This window comes from Paenibacillus sp. J22P165 (assembly GCF_059692015.1).
Window position 1 is genome coordinate 287,239 of record NZ_JCAUAP010000008.1, and the last position, 20,026, is coordinate 307,264.

Here is a 20,026-nt window from a genome sequence, read left to right on the forward strand (position 1 = left end):
CGATGCGTTTTCGACTGAAGCCGCATCGGTCATTATGAACTAAGTATCCAAACTAGGAAACCTTTTTTACTTCAACATCATCGAGATAATACGTATCCATTTGTGCAGGTGCGTCTGTGTAAATGAACAGGGCAATATCGGTCACCGTACCGACTTCATTAATCGTATAATTCCCAGTAACTTGCTTCCAACTAGTTGTATCCAAGCCGGGACTTGACATCATAATTTGCTGCTTCAGTACGCCATTCAGCTTATACTGTATGCCTAATCGCAATAACTTCCCAGATGCAGAATCCGGATTCATTTTGGCCCAAGCTGAATAATGATACGTATCACCTTTGGCAATAGGGAGGGGAATCTGGAAGCTGCCATAATTATTAGTTTTCGTAATTTGCAGGGCTTGAGCTCCGCTATGATGCTCTGTCGTCTTCAGTAATTGCTGAATGGCGTAACCGGAATAATGTGTAGTGCTGTCTTCAAAACCAGGATCGGTGACTAAATTCGGACCTAGTGTTGGCTCAGGATCTGGCTCTGGTGGGGGCGTAATTCCCTGAACAGGATCGACGGTTCGGATATAATCGATGCTGAACGAACCAAGATCATTCAGCATATCGATCCGGATTTGGCGAATCGTTCCTTGCCATCCCGTAACCTGATACATCGGTATGTTGTACACAATCTGATTCTCACCGCTATTCTCCACATAGAATCGAGTTACTTTATTCTCGCTCCAGACACCATCTGCTTCGGTTATAAAATAAATCTGTCCTGACGCTCCTAAGTTTGTGCTCATCCCAATTTGGAGATAAGCGGCATCCGCTGCGGCTATTCCCAAATGATCCGCAGAAACAATACCTGGATCCGTTCCAGTCGTTATCCCCGAATATTTCCCTTCAGACACGGACAGATCACTCACTTGCTTCGTCGCACTCCAACCCTGACTATTTCCGTCCGTATTGAATTCCCATTGACCAGAATAGAAGGTTGTAATCGGTAGAGCTGGCGGCAATGGCGGCCACACTAACGGTATGTGCCGATCTGTTGGGAATAGCACATTGATTCTATTCGTTTGTGCTAGCGTAGGCTGACTATCTGTATGATTGTCTCCTGTCGTGAAGGTACTTCGCAGCGCATCCAAATACTCGAACCCATGCAGGCCAGATGGCATCAGAAAATGCCCTTCCCCATACTCGTTCCAATTGTCTAGCATAACTACCTTCTTACCTAAACTTGTAGCAGGCAATGAAGGAATAAATGTGTTCTTCGCCCACATGGCGAGCGATTGAAACTCGCTTGGTGTCGTCCAATACCCTGGCTTATTGCTCCATGCTGTATCGTCCCGCCCCATGCTGAGCGTTGGTACAATGTCGATAATGCCTAAATTCTTCTGCTTCACCATGTTCTGTTGCTGAAGTTCAGCATGCGACTCGAGCGCGCCAAATGAATACGTATAAGCAGCATCAAAGCCAGCTGTTTGCAGTTCGGTTAATTTCTGTACGTCCGTGCTGTTACTAACCGTGATAACAATCACATCACTAAATCCAGCGGCCTGCACAGCTGATCGTAAATAATTAATTTCGGTTTGAGCGTTTGCTACGTTACCGAAATCACGCACCATGCCACTCAACTGATAAATAGAAATGACAGGTTTATTGTCAATTTTCAAATACCGAGGATCCTTGAAATAGTACTCAATCCAATATGGCACAACATTTGTGCGGAAATCCTCGCTGTTCTTTGAATAGGAGCTCGAATTCTCCCATGTAATGATGAATTTCATTTTATCGCTGTACTTCGCATTCAAATATCCATCATGCAGGGCATAACCTAGATACGGATCTTTAATCGGCAAACCTTCGTTGCCTCGTGGTCGGAACCAGCAGTAGTTCTCAAAAGTAATACCATGTTCGACCATCCACTTGATCTCCCAATCGGCGGTTTCCGGATTTCCTTCATCATAATAGCCGAGATAAGGCTTGCGATCTGGATATGGTGTAATGGAATCCCAACCCAAATGGCTGCCTTCTCTCCACATGGAGCAGGATTGCGCACCTACTTCATACCCTACGGATTGTGGCACAACGGGTGCTGGTACATAATCGTTAGGAAGCGGTTTGTCTTCATAAAGCTTCACATCATCCAACCACATTAGCTTCCCTGTACCTGTTGGTGAGTAGAATCGAACTTGCCCGATGCCATTAACTTTGGATGTACTCGGAATTTTATCTACAAGCAGTTTACCATTCAAATAAATGTACGCTTTATCCTTGTCCGTAATCTTAACTTTGATGGCGTACCAGATATTTGCTTGATAGTCATAGAAAGGAACCAGCTTTCCTCCACGATTGACATAGTTCAACTTTCCATTCGCCGTGACAAGCTTGAGCGCGCTTTTGCCATCACCTTGTAATTCGAAGGTTAAACCATCTGCTTTGGATGGAATGAGCATCTTGAATTCAAATACCTGATCCTCGTTTTGTATAGGAATCGATTTAGAGACACTAACGCCGTTAGTTGAACCTGACCCATCTAGTTTCAAGCTGTAAATATCGGGTCGGGTCGCGCTTTTGTTTTCTGCAACTTCAATAATCCCGCCCGTATTCACAGTCTGCCAGTCCGTTGGCACGTTCGTCATAGTAGATATGAACGTTTCATTTACGCTGTATCCTTTATATATTTTCACTGGCGTTACTATGACTTCTCCCGTAGAAACCGCACCCGTTTGCATCCAGAATCCATTGATCTGGTTGGTCGCTTGCGTAAAATCGGCTTCACTGGCCTTCAACGCGCCATTGACGTAGATATCAGCTTTATCCGTAGCGATGTTAGCAATAACCTTCACACCGTATTCGGTATTAGGTGCATAGGTCTGTAAAATTTGCATGCCTGAAGGCGTTTCCAACACAAGATTATTGTTGTAAGTTGCTATACTCACGGTTGGCGTGTTGTCATTTCGCAGCTGCCATTTCAACCCATCCATGATGGTTGTTGGTTTAAACCGATATTCTAATGTAACCGATCCTGCCGCTTGTGTAAGTATTTTGTGGAAAAATGTTACAGGAAGCGTGGAACTGGTATCACTAATTTTCATATAGTTATTGTAGCTGTAAGTAACATTGCCTCCATTGCGCTGGATGTCCCACCCAGAAGGTTGATAAACGTTGTTTGGAGCAGTAAATAGGAAAGAGAAATTCTCATCCAGCAAATAGCCAACATCGACCGGTCCGCCCTCTGCCTCAACTTTATCGAGAGCAATTGTCAAACCGAGTAAACAAACGAACAAGGGAAGAATGAGTTGAATAACCCATTTAATAGGCATTCTCACAATATTTACCTCCTTAATATATGTTCATAGATACGGCCGATATGAGCTTCATATTGAAACCCAGATCGGCCGTTGTCCTTGTCTTCCTCACCTACTTTTTGTTGATGGTTTTCCATTCATCCAACTGTTTTTGCATTTCCACCATTACTTTTTCATAACCAGCATCGACATACTTTTTCTTCGCTTGCGCAATGAAAGCATCGAAATCATTCATCGAACCTGTGATGAGAACGGGATTTACTTCTTTGGCAACTGCGCTCACCTGTGCAATTTCCGCTTTTACCGGATCTGGGTTAAACGTGAAGCCAACAATTTTGGAAGCTGTTGCGTTCGTGTTGTTATCTTGCATGACTTTTAGCGCAGCTGTGGAGTTCCAGTTGGAATCCCATTGATCCCACAGTGGTCCAAGCCAGTTGTGCCAGATTGCCCACGTTTGCTCCGCACCGGATTTGGCTGTAACGGACATTTGTGGTGTTCCTGCACCAGACTTCACCGTGTAGTTTTTACCTTCGACCCCATAAGCCAATGTGTTGGACAACGTCGGATTCTTCCAAATTTCATTGAGCAGCATAATAGCACGATCTGGATGCTCGGACGTTTTACTAATTACTGCCATTGCGCTCGTAATAGCGCTTGTTGTAATTAAGGTTTGACCATACTTCGTTTCAAGTGTTGGATAGCCGAACAGTGCTGTAGATTTGGAGCCATCTGCTGTATAACCGCCTGAATCTTCTAGGACAGCGTATTTACCTGATTTGGCTTCCGCTATGAAATCTGTTTTGATCGCAGCATCTTTTGCGACGTAGCCTTTTTTGTAGAAATCGTTCATCGTACGATAAACCCCTACATTGTCTTCCGCCTCGAGTGGATTGACCAGTTTACCTGATCTCTCATCATAGAAGACGTTACCTCCTAGATTGGAGTAGTGATATAAATTCGTTCCGATTGCTGCCACATTCCCTGTTACCAGAAGCGGCGTCATGTTCGGCTCATTTTTCTTGATGAGCTCTAAGTAAGGCTCAATGCTTTGTAACGTTGTAATTTTGGTTGTGTCAAATTTGTATTTCTCTGCAATATCCTTTTTAAATACCCAACTATGTGCATCTGAGTATGGTGTTTGGCCTGGAATGGCATAAATTTTTCCGTCAAACGTTACTGCTGACCATGCACGTGGATCAACTTTTTTCTTAATGTCAGGTCCATATTTATTCAAAAGATCATCTAGTGGCAGAATTGAACCCATCTTCACATTGTTCATAAATTTATTCGATCCCGAAGTTGAGAAAGCGATGTCATATTTCGTGCCCGTTGAGTTCATTAAGCTCATCTTCTGTTCCCAGCTCGCATTATCAATGAAATTAAAATGCAAGTTGGCATTAATGCTTTCTTTTAACATTTTATTCGCTACCGCTTCTACTGCTTCTTGATCCGTTTCGCTATTGATTGGGCTGCGCATATACCAAGTAAGGTTAACAAATTCCTTCGTAGGTTCTGCTGCTTTCGCTGTTGCCTGTGCAGATGTTGCAGGCGCTGTCGTACCGTTTGGACTTGAAGTGGAAGTGGACGTAGAGCTGCTGCAAGCGCTTAACACAACAGGTATCGTTAAAACAAAAGGTAAGGTAGTTCCCAACACTTTAAATTTTCTAGCATTTCGTTGACTCATTTTTAAGTCCCTCCCGTATCTTCGTCCATACTATTATCATGCTATATGAAACAGTTACTGCGCAAGAGCACATTCACAGTAACTGGGATACTACCCTTTCACCGAACCAACGGTCAAACCGCGGACGAAGAATCTTTGGAAAAAGGGAAATACCACAAGCATTGGTCCAGCTGCAAGCACACACATCGCCATGCGAGCACTGAGCGACGGGACTTCCATACCAGGCTTCACGAGCCCATATTGAATGGCTTCTGCACTATTTAAGAATTCCATATTTTTCAAAACTCGGATAAGCAAATATTGAAGCTTTAACATATCCTTGCTGTCGACATAGAGCAACGTCAGCCACCAGTCGTTCCAATATTGGAGAACGAAGAACAGGCCTACGGTTGCAAGTGCGGGTAAGGATAATGGCAAAACGAGTTGAATGAAAATTCGCGTCTCGCCGGCTCCATCCATTTTCGCAGATTCGAACAGCGCATTCGGTAGCGCTTGCAAGAAACCTTTCATGAGCAGAACAAACCATCCACTTATTAAGTACGGCACAATCAGAGCCAGAATGTTGTTCTGCAGGCCTAACCATTTGGAAATCAGGATATAGGATGGAACGAGTCCTCCCTTAAATAGCATCGTGAAGAAGATGAGAAAAGCCAGAATCCCTCGGTACGCATAGTCATGCCGTGAGATAGCAAAGGCATAGGAAGTCGTCACCCACAGACCGACAATCGTTCCAACCAAGGTGGTTATAATCGTAACGGCATATGAATTTAACAATTGCTTGGGCTCCACCAGAATCACCCGATAGGCGTCCAGATTAATTTCTTTCGGAATGATGGTGTAACCGTTCTGAACAATGCCGCTCTCCGACTGAAACGAAGTCGCTACAATAACGAGAAAGGGATACAGACAAGCCACACAGACTGCGATAAAAATAGCATGAATCCATATTTGTGTGACTGTATTCGTGTTTCTTAATGCCATAGGTTTGCTCATAGTTCACTCCTTAGAATAGCGCATTTTCCGCATTGACTCGGCGAACGATGAAGTTCGTCATTAGAACCAATACGAAGCCGACAATGGATTGGAAGAATCCCGCAGCCGATGACATGCCGATATCCCCCATATCAATCAATGATCTGTAGACGAATGTATCGATAACGTCCGTAGTCGGATAGAGTAACGTCGAGTTTAACGTCACATTGTAGAACAATCCGAAATCACTGTAGAACATGCTTCCGATGTGCAAAATCGTTAACATAATGATCATCGGTTTGAGCATCGGGATTGAAATGGAGATTACCTGACGCAACCGGCTTGCGCCGTCGATCTTGGCTGCTTCGAAATATTCAGCATCAATGCCCATCAGCGCTGCGTAGTAAATGACGGATCCATAACCTAACCCTTTCCATACAGCAGCAGCCACTATGAGGACTGGCCAGTACTTGGGTTCGTTGTACCACATAATCGGTTCCTTGCCCAAGGCGGTCAGAACTTGGTTAAACACGCCATAATCCATATCGAGCAACGCTTTAAAAGCAAACCCTGCTACAACCCAGGAAATAAAGTAGGGAATAAACATAATCGTCTGATACACTTTGACAAATTTACGGTTTAGTTCAAACAGCAGCAGCGCAAAGCCAACGGCGAAAATGGTCCCTAATACGATAAATACCAAATTATAGAGGATCGTATTTCTTAATACACGAAATAGTACGTTTCCATTAAACAAGAAATCAAAGTTTCGAAATCCCACCCAAGGGCTATTCCAAATCCCTAGATCGAATTGATACTGCTTAAATGGCAACAGTAATCCATACAATGGCACATAATCCAAAATAATAATGAGTATGAGCCCCGGCAAAGCCAGTAAGGTTAGCCCGCTATTTTTCCTGAAAATCTTCAATGCTCTTTCCATTCGTTCTCACCTCCTACTTGGTTGCCATATCGAGCTTCACAATCAAATCGTAGTTAAAAACGAGGGTATTGTATATTGCAACATAGGAATAACTATTCAAAATCATGCAAAAAGAGCTGGAAATACGGACTGTGATTGAGGTAGAAGTCTTGTTTTTGGAACATCCCCCTGCCACTGTCCCGAATTCAACACTTATGAGACGAACCCCTACGTGAGCGGTCGAAAATTGCAGTGTCAGAAGAGCATCATCCACACATTCACTCTGAGACGCCGAAAAGTGCACGCTCAGCTAATCAAACTAGTCAAAGAGACAAAACGCCAATGTGAGCGATCGAAAATAGCCGTCTCAGTAGCACATCATCCTCAACTTCACTCCGACACGCCGAAAAGTGCACGCTCAGCTAATCAAACTAGTCAAATTGACGAAACGCTAACGCGAGCGGTCGATAATTGCAGTCTCAGTAGCGCCTCATCCTCAAATTCGCTCTGAGACGCCGAAAAATGCACGCTCAGCTAATCAAACTAGTCTAAGAGACGAAACGCCAATCTGAGCGGTCGATAATTGCAGTCTCAGTAGCACATCATCACCAAATCAACTCCGAGACGACGAAAAATGCATGCTCATTGAATCCAACTAGACAAAGTGACGAAACGCGAACGTGAGCGGTCGAAAACAGCACTCTCAGTAGCGTATCATCCTCAAATTCACTCCGACATGCCGAAAAATGTACGCTCAGTTAATTAAACTAGTCAAATTGACGAAACGCTAACGTGAGCGGTCGATAATTGCAGTCTCAGTAGCGCCTCATCCTCAAATTCGCTCTGAGACGCCGAATAATGCACGCTCAGCTAACCTAACTAGTCAAATTGACGAAACGCCAACGTGAGCGGTCGATAATTGCAGTCTCAGAAGCGCCTCATCCACACATTCACTCTGAGCAGCCGAAAAATGCACGCTCAGCTAATCAAACTAGTCAAACAGACGAAACGCTAACCTGAGCGGTCGATAATTGCAGTCTCAGTAGCGCATCTTCCACATATTCACTCTGAGCCGCCGAAAAATGCACGCTCAGCGAAACAAACTAGTCAAACAGACGAAACGCTAACCTGAGCGGTCGAAAATTGCAGGCTCAGTAGCGCATCATCCACAAATTCACTCCGAGACGCCGAAAAATGCACGCTCAGCTAATCTAACTAGTCAAAGTGACGAAACGCCATCGTGAGCGGTCGAAAACAGCACTCTCAGTAGCGCATCAGCCACACATTCACTCTGAGGCGCCGAAAAATGTACACTCGAAAGTAAATTACAACTCATGACATCAAATCACATGATTATTTGCTTCCCAAATTGATAACGCATGATCATGTAATTTGTAAATACGTACACAGGACGTTCCTTTTCCTGCAGGCTGGAGAAGGGATTTTATGCACATGTTTTTGAGTAAGTGACGCGACTGACGAATACTGATATTGAGCAGTTTACTAACGTGTAATGGTTTGATCGCCGAATCATTAGATAGGGCTGAGCGAATAATTTCTTTCTCAAAAGCATTCATCTCAATAGATGCTGCATCAACAACACCAAGAAATCGACCCATGAATTGTTGGAGAATTTGTATACACATACGTGGGCGATCTTTAATATCGTCATAGGTGAATCGTAGTATTTTCCAACTATCTAGGATGAGGTGGTTCTGGCGGATTAGCTGGTCAGTAAATTGAGAACGGCTTAATTGTACATGTGTTGTAAAGCCATCAATTTCAATGGCAAGTTTGAGGGATTGCCGTATGAATGCGAAATCTAGGAAACGTGTGCCATCGCGGAAATCCTTTATTTCATACTCAGGATGAAGAAACTCAAAATGACCAAATGCAGGAAACCAAACTTTCTCAAGAAACAGTTTCTCTGCGTGTCCAAGTCCTTCATGGAGTCGACGGTGCCGTTCACCTGTGCGTAACTTAAGATGTTTTTCTACATAGGTATCAAATAAGCTGATAAACGATGTTTTCATAAACGATGCCCCCTGGAAATAAATAAGCCGCCTCCCTAGCCAGCATGAGCTGAACTTGGAAAAGCGGCGTGTGCTTCACAACCATATGTAAGCTTTGTAATGGGTGTAAATATACCATAATTTACTAAAATAATCTACTAGCTAGTTATTCTCACTTCTGTCCAATTTAATGTAGTTGTAAAAGTGGAAATATCTCCGTGAACAACTACCAACGATCCCCTAATCTCCCTGATACAACTTAACTGTCTTCTTCTGAAGCGCGTATTCACGTGGCGTCACATGGAACCTTTTCTTAAATAAGCTGAAGAAATAGCTTTCATTCACAAAACCGACTTGTTCCACTATTTCACGCACGCTGATTTGTTGATCGACCAACAGTTCGGCCGCTTTTTCCATCCGTAATTTATTAATGTAGTCTGGAATGGAGATATCCATGGATTCTCGGAATATTTTGCTAAGCTGTCGGGCGGATATTTTCATCGTTGCAGCGATGGACGGTAAATTGAGCGAAAGATCACGATAATGCAAATGGATATACTCTTTTACAGCATCGACAATGTAATAATTATGTTCATTATGCTTATCCGTACTGTCGTTCACCATGGCATCCTGCAGCGCAGCCTGAAGTAAGTCACTAATCTCTGAGATCGTTTCCTTCTCAAGCAGACTACGACTTATAGCTGAGATCGATGTTGACAGATTCGACGTTGCGGCAAACTTCGATTCCGTAAGCGCATCCTTGACAGCGTCCACGAAACGAATGACCGAAACCAGTGCATTATTATAGCTTAAAGCACCAATCTCGTTGAAAATTTGTTGCAAATGTTCCCCTGTTAATGAGGCATTGCCTGCTTTCAACGCTTGCAGGAATGTCTCTTCCAAGTTGCGATCATAGCTCATTTGCTTATTTTCACTATTTCGTTTGATCATCTCGGACGTAATTATAATGGAATGCCCAAAAACAAACCTGTACATCGCTTGGTTCAACGATTGATTATACAAGTCAGCGAGTGCGTTCAATGCTTCAACTGTGTCGCTCACCATGCAAGATAGGGTCACTTTAAAATACCGATACACGTTGTCCTGAACTTCTTGCATCAAAGTATGAATGGCGTGCGAGTAAGCATGCTCCTCATCAGGAATCCGTACAATTAACACCACTTGATCATCCATCATGTCTAGCCCCTCATTAGGATAAGCCCGACCTACGATTTCAGAAGCGATGTTACTGATGGCATAACGGATGGTTTCTTGATCCTTAGCATGAATGTTTTGTTTGAAATCCTTGTATTTGTCTATTTTCATAATGATCAGAGCATACGGCCCTTCCAGCGGGAGCGAAATGCGCATTTCTGCAAAAATCGGCTTTAATTCTTCATGGCTTAGTGTTAAACCATCACTCACGATACGATTCAGCCAATAGTTCTTCATCACATTTTGATAACGAAATTTCTCTTGATTAAAATGTTCAAGTTTCACCATGGATTGTTTATACACAGTTCCAAGATAATTAAGTTCATCGATCGTGTCGACCTCTTCCAAATGCGAACCACGCATGCGATCTGACATAATCGTATGAACCAATTTATCGAATGGCTTATAAATTCTGCGTGAAATGCTAAATGAGAGAATTAATGCAAGAACGACAAAAATGAGTGTTATGAGAACGATGGTTGTTTTCAACCGCTCGATGGATTGAAATACCTGATTAACAGGCTGCGTTTTGATCAGAGTTAAGCCAGTTTCTTTCTCAATCACATACGTAATGTAAAGCTTTGACCCCTCATACTTGCTTTCGAAAAATCCGTTTTTTTGAGCACCCACATGCGATGTGGCGTAATTCATATATTCATCTTTCAACCACATTTTATAGTCGACTTGCTCATGGTTACTCTCAAGGAATTCACCAGCATCATCCAGCACATAGACCCGATCGCCCTTTTTAGGATCAATCGAATTGATCTTTACGATATTGTTAATGAGCCACTCTGGTTTGACATTGACGACAACAACCCCATCTGGTTTCGGATTATTGATCGATGAACTATAAATAAAATACGAGAATACCCGCTCAGGCACCGTTTTCCCGTTCACTAGATTTTGTATATTACGAATGACGGGTTTCAACACGGGCAGCATTTGATTGGCATTATAAAATCCATCTACAAAAGGATCTTTAAAGAATATAGAGCTTCCTACATTATAAAATTGATCTAGATTTCGATTATAAATACTGACCGAATGGATATAGGGATTCGCTGTCACTAAGGAAGTTACAATGTTATTCAATCGCGTAGCAACGTCAGCCATATTCTCCGTTTTGGCATACATAATTGAAGCCACATCACCATTAACGAATAGAAATTTACTAAGGTTTTGAATCGATTCATCCATCACGTCCATATTATATTCGATCTGGTACAAAATTTTCTGATTGGACGTAGACTCATTCCGAAGCAACAGCTTCTGCGTACTTATATATTCAACCAGAGAAAGAACAAGGACTAGCAGCAGCACCGCCGCGCTAATCCACAATACCATTCTTGCAAAATACGTTTTGGTTCCAAACCATTTTCGCTTCATCAAAATGGCCTTAACCTCCTCGTGTATCCTTTAGGTTGATGTAAGATATGTCTTTGCTACAAGTCAATCCCAAGCAGCTTCAGTCGCTCAAAACTAATTGTCATACTATCGAATGGGTTCCGATCCCAACAGAAATCCTGCTCCACCCCTCCCCACTCCACACCAATTTCTCGGCATGCCGCTAAGATCCCAGCAAAGTTCATATTCCCCTCACCGATTTCAGCAACACGCTGCTCTCGGTTATGTGTCACTAACATATCCTTCAAATGAACAACTTTCATCCGGCCATCAAATTTGCGAATCCATTCAATCGGGTCCGCACCGCCTGCTTGTGCCCAGTACACATCCAGCTCAAAGTGGAAGGCTTGACTATCCGAATTCTCCCTTAAGATATCCATGCCAGTTCGACCTTCAAATTTGGCAAATTCAAAATCATGATTATGATAAATGAACGTCAATCCTGCTTGCTGCAGCTTTTTCCCAATCTCAGAAGCTTCTCTGGCGAATGCCGCGTAACCTTCTCCGCTACCTTTATATTCGTTAGGCAATCCACCAATTCCTACATACTTACAATTCCAAATGTGATGTTGCTCAATGACGCTCTCGATCCGATTGACCAAGTCCGCATAGCTGATATGGGTTGCGCATATTTCCAGACCTTCACGATCGGTCATTTCCTTCAATTCTCGGTTTCCTATCGGCCCTATTCCCGAAATCTGGACGGCGTTGTACCCGATTCCCTTCACTTTTTTGAGCGTAGTTGCAATATCCGTTGGTGTCTTGAGATAATTACGCAGGGTGTATAATTGTGCTGCAATTTTCAAGTTCTTCACCACTTTCTATAAGTTTAGAGAATGTAATGGTTCAATCTTCGATCCAAATCATGGGTTGTTGGGTTAATCCAAAGGGGACAATCGCATACTCATCACGCCATAACTTCGCTTGGCCTTTCAACCTACAATCATACCAATCGACTTCCCCAGTTCCGGGATATGTCCAGCTGCTCTGGCCCGTAAAACTTTCGGGACTGACTTTCGTAAGTTCGCCCCCAACATGGTGATGAGGACCAAGCATATTTCGAAGCGAATTCGTTATCGTCAGATGCAAATGATTATCACCTTCGCGAATAGCTGCAGTCACTTCAAACCTCCAAGGACTACTGGCGATGGTGCCAAGCTTATGCTCATTCAACTCAGCTGTAAGCGTTATCACTTCTGCACCAGGAAAAGACAGATAATATCGCTTATGGTTCATTTTCACGGGTAAAACAAAACATGTAGAGAGAATATATTCGCCTGCGTAAAACGGTAATCCTTCAACAGCTAAGTCCCCTTCAACCGTTTCTCGTTCAGCAGCAATAACAAAATCAGAAAGCCAATGACACCGAGTTTTTTGTTCAACGGTCCCCTCAGTACACTTAGATTCAATAGCAAAATCGCCTGCTATATAAATGCTTTCAATTTCGGTACCGTATCTTGTAACCGTATTAGGACTATCTAAAATAGGAGCGATGTAAGTGAGTTTTAATAGGATGAGATTGGTACCCACATGTAAGCTCTCCGTAATGTCTATTTTACGAAAGGATGCATCTCGATAGAAATCTTTTCCTTGTTCCTCAAAAGAATGACCATTTACGCTGATGATTTCGTACATGTCAGGCTGCTCTACAAGGAGAAAAGCTTGTGAAGGGATAACTGATGCCTCGCAATGATAAGCTAACAGTAGCGACCCGTTATACCCATTATTCGTCAAACGTTCATGAATCCCAATGACCGGCTCCATATCACTGTAGGTTTCACCACCATCTAGCGAATACTTGGCATAATCGAGTGTCAGCAGATTGTGATCTTCACGTATTCCTCGCCATGGCCCTGCCAATGATAGGATTGGTTTGAGTTCATCAGGGAGATGATACTCCCCAGAAATTTTTACTCCATGCGAAGCTTCCCCGGTCGTTACGATGCAGGAATGCGCAGCCGCCAAATTCACATGGAATTTCTTGTTCTGGTCAGGTTTGAGCGTGTAGCTATGTCCTGTTTCAGGATCCCATATTACCGCACTCTCCACAGTATCCTTCAACGAAAAGGCAAATGCCAACTCCTTCGATTTGGATAGGTTCGTGAAGTAGACGAGACTGCCACCCTGTAGATTTCTATGTTGAGTCCAAATGGATGAGACCTCACGTCCAAATAATTGAATCGACGGTGCGTAGGCTTGTGCAAGTGCTAACTCAAGTTCATCCTCTAGAATTGGAGTGGCATAACCCCTCAACTTCTCCAGAACAGCTGTCTGCTCTTCTCCATCTACATACATCGGATATCCGCCAATGGTGAAAACTATACCGCCATTCTTCGCAAAGGATTCGAGCAACGCTAACGTTGATGGTCGTATTGTACGCATGTAAGGCAATAGAACTACCTTATAGCTCATGTGACCAACCTGTAGCTGATCCCCTTCAACCTTGGCGATATCTTGCATGATTTGCTCATCACCTAAATCATAATCCCTATGCATTCCCATTAACTGCTCCAGAAGTGCAAGAAACTTCGTGTCTCTTTCATTAATACTCGACGTAGTAACTACATTAGAAGAGACAACGTCAGCCCCTGTTAATTCCATAACGCAGCTTTCCAATGGATGAAGAACCAAGAGTTCCGAGGCAAATTCACCTTGTGTTGTTATGTAGCAGATCCGAGCCATGTAATCTTCCACTAGCTTATTATTTTTCCAATAAGGTTGCTGCGGTGAAATGGTAGGCGGATAATCGCGCTTCCTACAGCCTTTCATACTATATAAAGCGAGATGTGGGCAAAAGTGATTGATCCCCAGCACAGCATGCCAGCCGGCTATCCATTTACGGTCTTCAAAGCTCATATTTTGACCGCTGATTCCGAATAATTCAGAGAGTCTTCGCGCCATACCATACTGGTTGGCAACACTTGTCAGACTTTTAGCAGCAATGAGTCCACCATCTATTCGCAATCCCAAATGATCTATGCCAGGCTGTTGCATATGGCGATACTGGATCATCATATTACCTACATTTAGGATAATGGAGCCTAGCGAATTCTCTCCGTTAAAGTGTCCTGTCCACGTCATTCCAGCCTCAGCACAGTATTCACCAATCTGACGGCTGAAGCTGCTCTCCAGCAATGCTGACAGACTCCTGTAGTAATCCAGTCTAACTTTTCTGTACATACCACTGTTATCAAAAAGCACTTGCACATGATCCAACATGTCATACCCATGCTGGTGTTTAAAGAAATCTCTTATCCACGGCGAGTAGCTGATCTGACCTTGATGATGAAAGTTGACAGCTCTTGGACTGATTTGGGGTTCATCGGTGAAAATGCCTTTGGCCGTGTGACCCAGATAGCTATTATATTTCTCAGCATAGGGCGCGTATGAGCAATCGATAAATGATTTAACCATCTCCGGATTCATCAAATCCACCCAACAGGTCCCGTTGTACCATGCGTTACCAAGCGCATCCTTGCAGCTTACGTAGATATAGTTATCATCTTCTTGCAACCATTCACAGTTAGGCGGAAGGTCGGAGCCTTTTGCCAGTCTGATCAGTGATCGCGCATGGTAATCTGAGTTGATGTTAGGCACTATCCCACCTGCAAAACCAGAGGGCCATTTCTCTTCGTCATAAAACCATGCCTCAATCCCCAACGCTTCACATTCTTCACAAGCTGCTTGGATGGCAGCCCACCAGTCGTCACCCAAATATTCCGTCAATAGGCCAGTCCGGCTATGGAGGTACGCTCCTCCAAATCCACCTTCAGCAAACTGCTGCAGTTGTTTTTTGATTTCGGCTGGCTCCAATAAGTCATTGAGCGACCAGAACGGAATTGAACGGAAGTTGGCGGGAGGATCCTTGAACGCATCAAATTGAATGCTCGTCGAGTCTGGCATCGCTTTACCTCCTGATTCAATTCTTGTTTAGTTTAGGTTGGCTTTCCGCTCTCCTCTACAGTTATTCTAGGAGCGGTATGCCACAAAGTAAATTGCAATATGCGTAATTCTCTTGGATTTCAGTCATGGACGTTAATATGTCTTGTTCGTCATAGCAAAAGCCGTACACAAGATTTACCCATGTACGGCTACTGCTATCTTCTTTTTATTTTATTACAAGGCAACTGGCTGTCCTCGTTTAATGGATTCATATGCAAGAAGTGCGACTTCTGTTGCTTTCAAGCCATCTTCCCCCGTGACAGGCACTTGCTCATTGTGCAGCAATGCTTTGACGAAATCTCGCATCATATAGGCGTCCATATCATCACCCCAGAACGAATAAACGCCTTTACCTAAGGAGTTTCGGTATAAATCGTTCTTCTGAGCGAAACCATCTACCGAGATAACACCTTTGGTTCCAACAATCTCCATCGTCACATCGCCCCAAGTAGGGAACGATTTCGGTCGCGACCAACTTGTATCCAATACGGCAAACACACCATTCTCAAACTTCATATGCACCATGCCAGCATCTTCAACTTCGAGCTCTTCTCTGAAAAGTGTTGCTGCATAGGCATAAACTTCTTTAACCTTCGATTGTAAAAACCAATTCATCAAGTCCATCACATGGACGGTATGATCAAGTACAGCTCCGCCACCAGAAAGCTCTTTATTAATAAACCAACCACCCGGGTTACCCCCGTGATTCGTCCCTTTAATTGCAACAATGTCACCAATATCTCCACGATCAATAGCTTCTTTCGCTCTCACGACGGCTGCTAAGTATCGGCATGGGAATGCGGTCATGAGTTGTACACCATTTTCCTTGCAAGCGGCAATCATTGCTTCCATTTCTTCGATTGTCGTCCCCAGCGGCTTCTCGCAAAGGACATGCTTTTTCGCCTTCGCTGCAGCGATAACCAGTTTCGCATGATGCACATTCTCAGAGCAAATGATAACGGCATCTATATCCTGAGCTAATAGGTCTTGGTAATTTGCATAATAGGGAATACTGTGCTGCTCTACTATTGCTGCAACACGATTTCGATCCTCTTCAGCGATGCCGATGATACTAACCTCAGGCGATTGAGCCAAATGATTAAAATAGCTAAAAGCATGTCCATGCGCGAAACTTATCATTCCTACTCGTAACGTTTTCATGATGTTTCTCCTCCCAAATGAATGTCGATAATTAGAGCAGTACAGCTTTACCTGTACGTATGGACATCAGCGCCGCATTTGCAATTTCCAAAGCTTTTACTGCGTCATGTGCCGTTACAATGGGTTCCGTTCCGTAACGGATACTGTTCAAGAAATGTTCCAATTCAATATAATATGGATCATTGAAATTAGGACTTTGTGGGATTTCCACAACCTTGCCTTCGTTCTCCTCGGAGGCTACTTTGCGGATTTGCAGGGATTGTGCGTCCATACTATCCGTTCGAACCAATCCTTGCGAACCAGCGAATTCAGCTGCATAGCGGAAGGAACCAGGATATCCCCAGAAGGCTTCCAAATTTGCCACAGCACCACTTTCAAAGACTAACGTAACAAGCGCATAATCCATATCAGCATCACATTTGTTCAGACCATAAACCGATTTGACCTCACCTAAGGTCCATCGCATGAAATCAATGTCATGAATCATTAAATCAACGATGACACCACCACTTTTGTCTGCATCTTTGAACCAAGGTCTTGCATTCCCTGGATGACTGCCGACACGTCTTGCATTCACAACACCGACTTTCCCAATCTCACCAGCGTCGATCTGATTTTTCATTTGACTATACTCAGGAAAAAAGCGCACGACATGTCCAACGAATAGTCTCACATCGTTTTCTTCACAACAGCGAATCATCTCTTTCGCATCTTCCAAATTAAGGGCTACAGGTTTCTCACAGATCACATGTTTCCCTGCTTTCGCAGCTTGACACACGAGCTCTTTATGCAAATAAGAGGGTACAGCTACACTGACCACGTCAAAATCAACAGCTGCAACCATCTCTTCAAAAGATTCAAAGGCAATCGTTCCTGTTTTTTTAGCAACCTCTTCGGCTAATGATATAACGTTATCGCAGACGCCAACTAACTCAACGCCAGACATTTTCATATAGCTCAGTGCATGCCATTGCCCCATTCCACCGCAGCCGATAACAGCAACTTTCATATCTCACTCGCTCCTTCATATGTTGTATACTACTTATAGTTATCATATCTTTTCGACTTCGATACCAAAATAACGGTGTTTGTCTAATTTATATCCAAATTTGCCGTTATAGACAGGGTGATCTTATACATGAACACATTCAAAGAACCCATTTATTACCAGAATGAACATTTATGCATGAAAGTATGGCAGTTCACCAATGACAGTCCAAAAGCGCCATTCGGCTATCAATGGCATTATCATAAAGAGATTGAGTTCATTATTGTACAAGAAGGCGTCCTTAGTATCCGAACTCCGAACAACGAGTACGTACTCAAACCAGGAGATGTCGTCCTGATTGGATCCAATCAACTTCATCTGAGTCATAAACCGGAAGATGACTTACTCGTTTACATCGTGCTGCATGTAGACCTGCAACCCTATTTCGATCCTGCTATGATGATGTATTATCGTCATTTTTCGGAGATGGTCAGGCCACTTGAAGATCTCAATTATATGTTCTCGGAAAATGAGCAGGCCAAGCAAGAAATCGGCCGAACTATCATCGATATTCATACCGAAATGATGAACAAAATCAAAGGCTACGAAATTGCTATGAGTATGCACATCAAACATTTACTGCTTACACTTCTACGGTATGACCGTCACGAGTTGCTTCAATCGTTCGACTATGTCGATGCCACTGTGATGGAACCCATACTTGCCTACGTGGAAGCTCATCTCCATGAAAAAATTGAAATGGAAGAGGTTAGCCGGCTAGCCGGGATGAGTTATACCTACTTTTCTAAATTTTTCAAAAAATCGGTAGGACTTTCATTTACAGATTACGTGAACAGACAACGCATCCAAAAGGCAGAGAAGCTGCTCATCACGAAAACTGAAATCATCACCGACATTGCCGCCTCCGTTGGGATTGAGAATATGGCGCATTTCTATGAGCTTTTCAAAAGATACAACGGCTGTACGCCAAAAGAATATGTTAGAAAACTAATGAATTGATGCTTATCCAAATCGAGAGTTGAATGAATCCAATAAGCAGTCTGCCGCGGAATTAAAATGTGAACTCGAGCACCGCTTTTTCCAATATTGCCTTATCTCGTAAAATCATAAATGTAGCTGAATAATCCGTACAGGTTTGGATCGATTCCTTCATTACAAGTAATGCCCTATCGAGTGTCATCCATCTCACTTCCATACCTAGCTCTATCTCGTCATCTGTAAGCATGGTATTACTAACTTTTTGTTGTGCTTTGGCGATGTAGCAGTACGAAAGTTGCATGAAATCGTTTCGGTTCTTATGCTCCTCGATATAGCCTAGTTCATGCAGGATTTCTGCTTCATAACCTGTCTCTTCTCGGATTTCACGCAGAAATGCTTCCTTAGCATCTTCACGATCATCCACCCCTCCCCCGGGAAGCTTGTACAGATTGGCTTTGGACAAGTACATCATCATAACGTTCAACTGGTTATCTACGACAACACCTCTTGAACCGTATCGGGAAATGGTTTGCATAAATGCAGGATCACCACCAAGCAAATCACTATCTGTTATTCTTTTAATTAGCTGCATAAACGCACCTTTCCCTTCGTCTGTAAACACAAGCAAGGAGCAGAACTGCCATGGCAGCTGCTCCTTGCTTCTTTAAGATCTAATCCTACTCGCTTTTGTACTCCAAAACATCTCCTGGCTGACAATCTAAAGCTTTACAAATCGCCTCTAGTGTCGATAAGCGGATCGCTTTTGCTTTTCCGTTTTTTAATATAGAAAGGTTAGCCATGGTAATGCCAACTTTCTCCGAAAGTTCGGTTACGCTCATTTTTCTTTTAGCCAACATCACATCAATATTAATTATTATCGCCATGTTTCTCACCTCAGACCGTCAAATCATTCTCTGATTTTATATCAATCGCTTCTTTTAAAAGCTTTTGGAGTACTGCAGCAAAAACAGCAATGACCATGGATGCAAAACTGATGACAAGTGCGATGAGAATTAATCCTGGGGAATCATCTCTCTCTGCTACCAGGTAGAAGAGCGGCAAACCAAGTGCGTACAAACCGCTGATGATAACCGCACAGACTTTAATCTTCTTTAACACGTCGACAGATAAATCCGAGAAAGCTTTATTCTTATCAATATAACTCAAAAGCTTGAACGTTTGATACAGTGCAAAGTAAAAAGGTATGGCCGTTGCATATAGATCCATCATCCATAAATATTTAAGATAGGTGTGATCCGGATATAACTCAACTGCGTAGTTTGCTATCTCTGGCACCACAAATATGCATAACGCCAGAATAGGGAGTCCCATCACAATAACAGCTATCTTTAAAAAGAGTGTTGATCCTCGTTTCATGTAAAGTCCCTCACTTATGATAAAATTTAAGTTCAATTTACCA

At 43.2% G+C, this 20,026-nt stretch carries 14 protein-coding genes; 1 reads left to right on the forward strand and 13 read right to left on the reverse strand.

All coding sequences use genetic code 11. The features are described from left to right. Positions 1 to 52: 52 nt before the first annotated feature. The 10 genes from AC58QM_RS21440 to AC58QM_RS21485 all read right to left on the reverse strand — a co-directional run bounded on the left by AC58QM_RS21440 (position 53) and on the right by AC58QM_RS21485 (position 17,628). Positions 53 to 3,319, reverse strand: coding sequence for a glycoside hydrolase family 99-like domain-containing protein (locus AC58QM_RS21440; RefSeq protein WP_497287106.1), 3,267 nt, complete (start codon positions 3,317 to 3,319; stop codon positions 53 to 55). A 97-nt stretch (positions 3,320 to 3,416) separates the two neighbouring features. Continuing rightward, complete coding sequence (locus AC58QM_RS21445) at positions 3,417 to 4,988, reverse strand: DUF3502 domain-containing protein (protein ID WP_497286889.1); 1,572 nt, start codon at positions 4,986 to 4,988, stop codon at positions 3,417 to 3,419. Between the two features lie 90 nt (positions 4,989 to 5,078). Then, positions 5,079 to 5,981: a carbohydrate ABC transporter permease gene (locus tag AC58QM_RS21450; RefSeq protein WP_497286890.1), complete on the reverse strand. Its 903-nt coding sequence runs from the start codon at positions 5,979 to 5,981 to the stop codon at positions 5,079 to 5,081. A gap of 10 nt (positions 5,982 to 5,991) precedes the next feature. Then, a complete protein-coding gene (locus AC58QM_RS21455) occupies positions 5,992 to 6,903 on the reverse strand; it encodes an ABC transporter permease (protein ID WP_497286891.1) in 912 nt (303 codons plus the stop codon). Between the two features lie 1,319 nt (positions 6,904 to 8,222). Continuing rightward, complete coding sequence (locus AC58QM_RS21460; protein ID WP_497286892.1) at positions 8,223 to 8,915, reverse strand: putative endonuclease domain-containing protein; 693 nt, start codon at positions 8,913 to 8,915, stop codon at positions 8,223 to 8,225. Between the two features lie 219 nt (positions 8,916 to 9,134). Beyond that, positions 9,135 to 11,498: an AraC family transcriptional regulator gene (locus AC58QM_RS21465; RefSeq protein WP_497287107.1), complete on the reverse strand. Its 2,364-nt coding sequence runs from the start codon at positions 11,496 to 11,498 to the stop codon at positions 9,135 to 9,137. A gap of 56 nt (positions 11,499 to 11,554) precedes the next feature. Continuing rightward, positions 11,555 to 12,331 carry a sugar phosphate isomerase/epimerase family protein gene (locus AC58QM_RS21470; RefSeq protein WP_497286893.1) on the reverse strand — a complete coding sequence of 259 codons (777 nt, stop codon included), beginning with the start codon at positions 12,329 to 12,331 and terminating at the stop codon, positions 11,555 to 11,557. 31 nt (positions 12,332 to 12,362) lie between these two features. Next, positions 12,363 to 15,419 (reverse strand): hypothetical protein, encoded by a 3,057-nt coding sequence (locus AC58QM_RS21475; RefSeq protein ID WP_497286894.1) that lies wholly within the window; start codon positions 15,417 to 15,419, stop codon positions 12,363 to 12,365. A gap of 213 nt (positions 15,420 to 15,632) precedes the next feature. Further along, positions 15,633 to 16,619: a Gfo/Idh/MocA family protein gene (locus tag AC58QM_RS21480; RefSeq protein ID WP_497286895.1), complete on the reverse strand. Its 987-nt coding sequence runs from the start codon at positions 16,617 to 16,619 to the stop codon at positions 15,633 to 15,635. Positions 16,620 to 16,650: 31 nt separating this feature from the next. Continuing rightward, on the reverse strand, positions 16,651 to 17,628 hold the full coding sequence (locus AC58QM_RS21485) for a Gfo/Idh/MocA family protein (protein WP_497286896.1): 978 nt from the start codon (positions 17,626 to 17,628) through the stop codon (positions 16,651 to 16,653). 129 nt (positions 17,629 to 17,757) lie between these two features. On the opposite strand from AC58QM_RS21485, the gene AC58QM_RS21490 reads away from it, so the two are divergent. Then, positions 17,758 to 18,627, forward strand: a complete 870-nt coding sequence (locus AC58QM_RS21490) for an AraC family transcriptional regulator (protein WP_497286897.1) — start codon at positions 17,758 to 17,760, stop codon at positions 18,625 to 18,627. A 52-nt stretch (positions 18,628 to 18,679) separates the two neighbouring features. Here the strand turns inward: AC58QM_RS21490 and AC58QM_RS21495 are convergent, their stop codons facing one another. From AC58QM_RS21495 to AC58QM_RS21505, 3 genes are all read right to left on the reverse strand, one after another. Continuing rightward, positions 18,680 to 19,198 (reverse strand): NUDIX hydrolase, encoded by a 519-nt coding sequence (locus AC58QM_RS21495; RefSeq protein ID WP_497286898.1) that lies wholly within the window; start codon positions 19,196 to 19,198, stop codon positions 18,680 to 18,682. Positions 19,199 to 19,283: 85 nt separating this feature from the next. After that, positions 19,284 to 19,490 carry a helix-turn-helix domain-containing protein gene (locus AC58QM_RS21500; RefSeq protein WP_497286899.1) on the reverse strand — a complete coding sequence of 69 codons (207 nt, stop codon included), beginning with the start codon at positions 19,488 to 19,490 and terminating at the stop codon, positions 19,284 to 19,286. A 10-nt stretch (positions 19,491 to 19,500) separates the two neighbouring features. Next, on the reverse strand, positions 19,501 to 19,983 hold the full coding sequence (locus AC58QM_RS21505; protein WP_497286900.1) for a DUF2975 domain-containing protein: 483 nt from the start codon (positions 19,981 to 19,983) through the stop codon (positions 19,501 to 19,503). Positions 19,984 to 20,026: the final 43 nt, after the last annotated feature.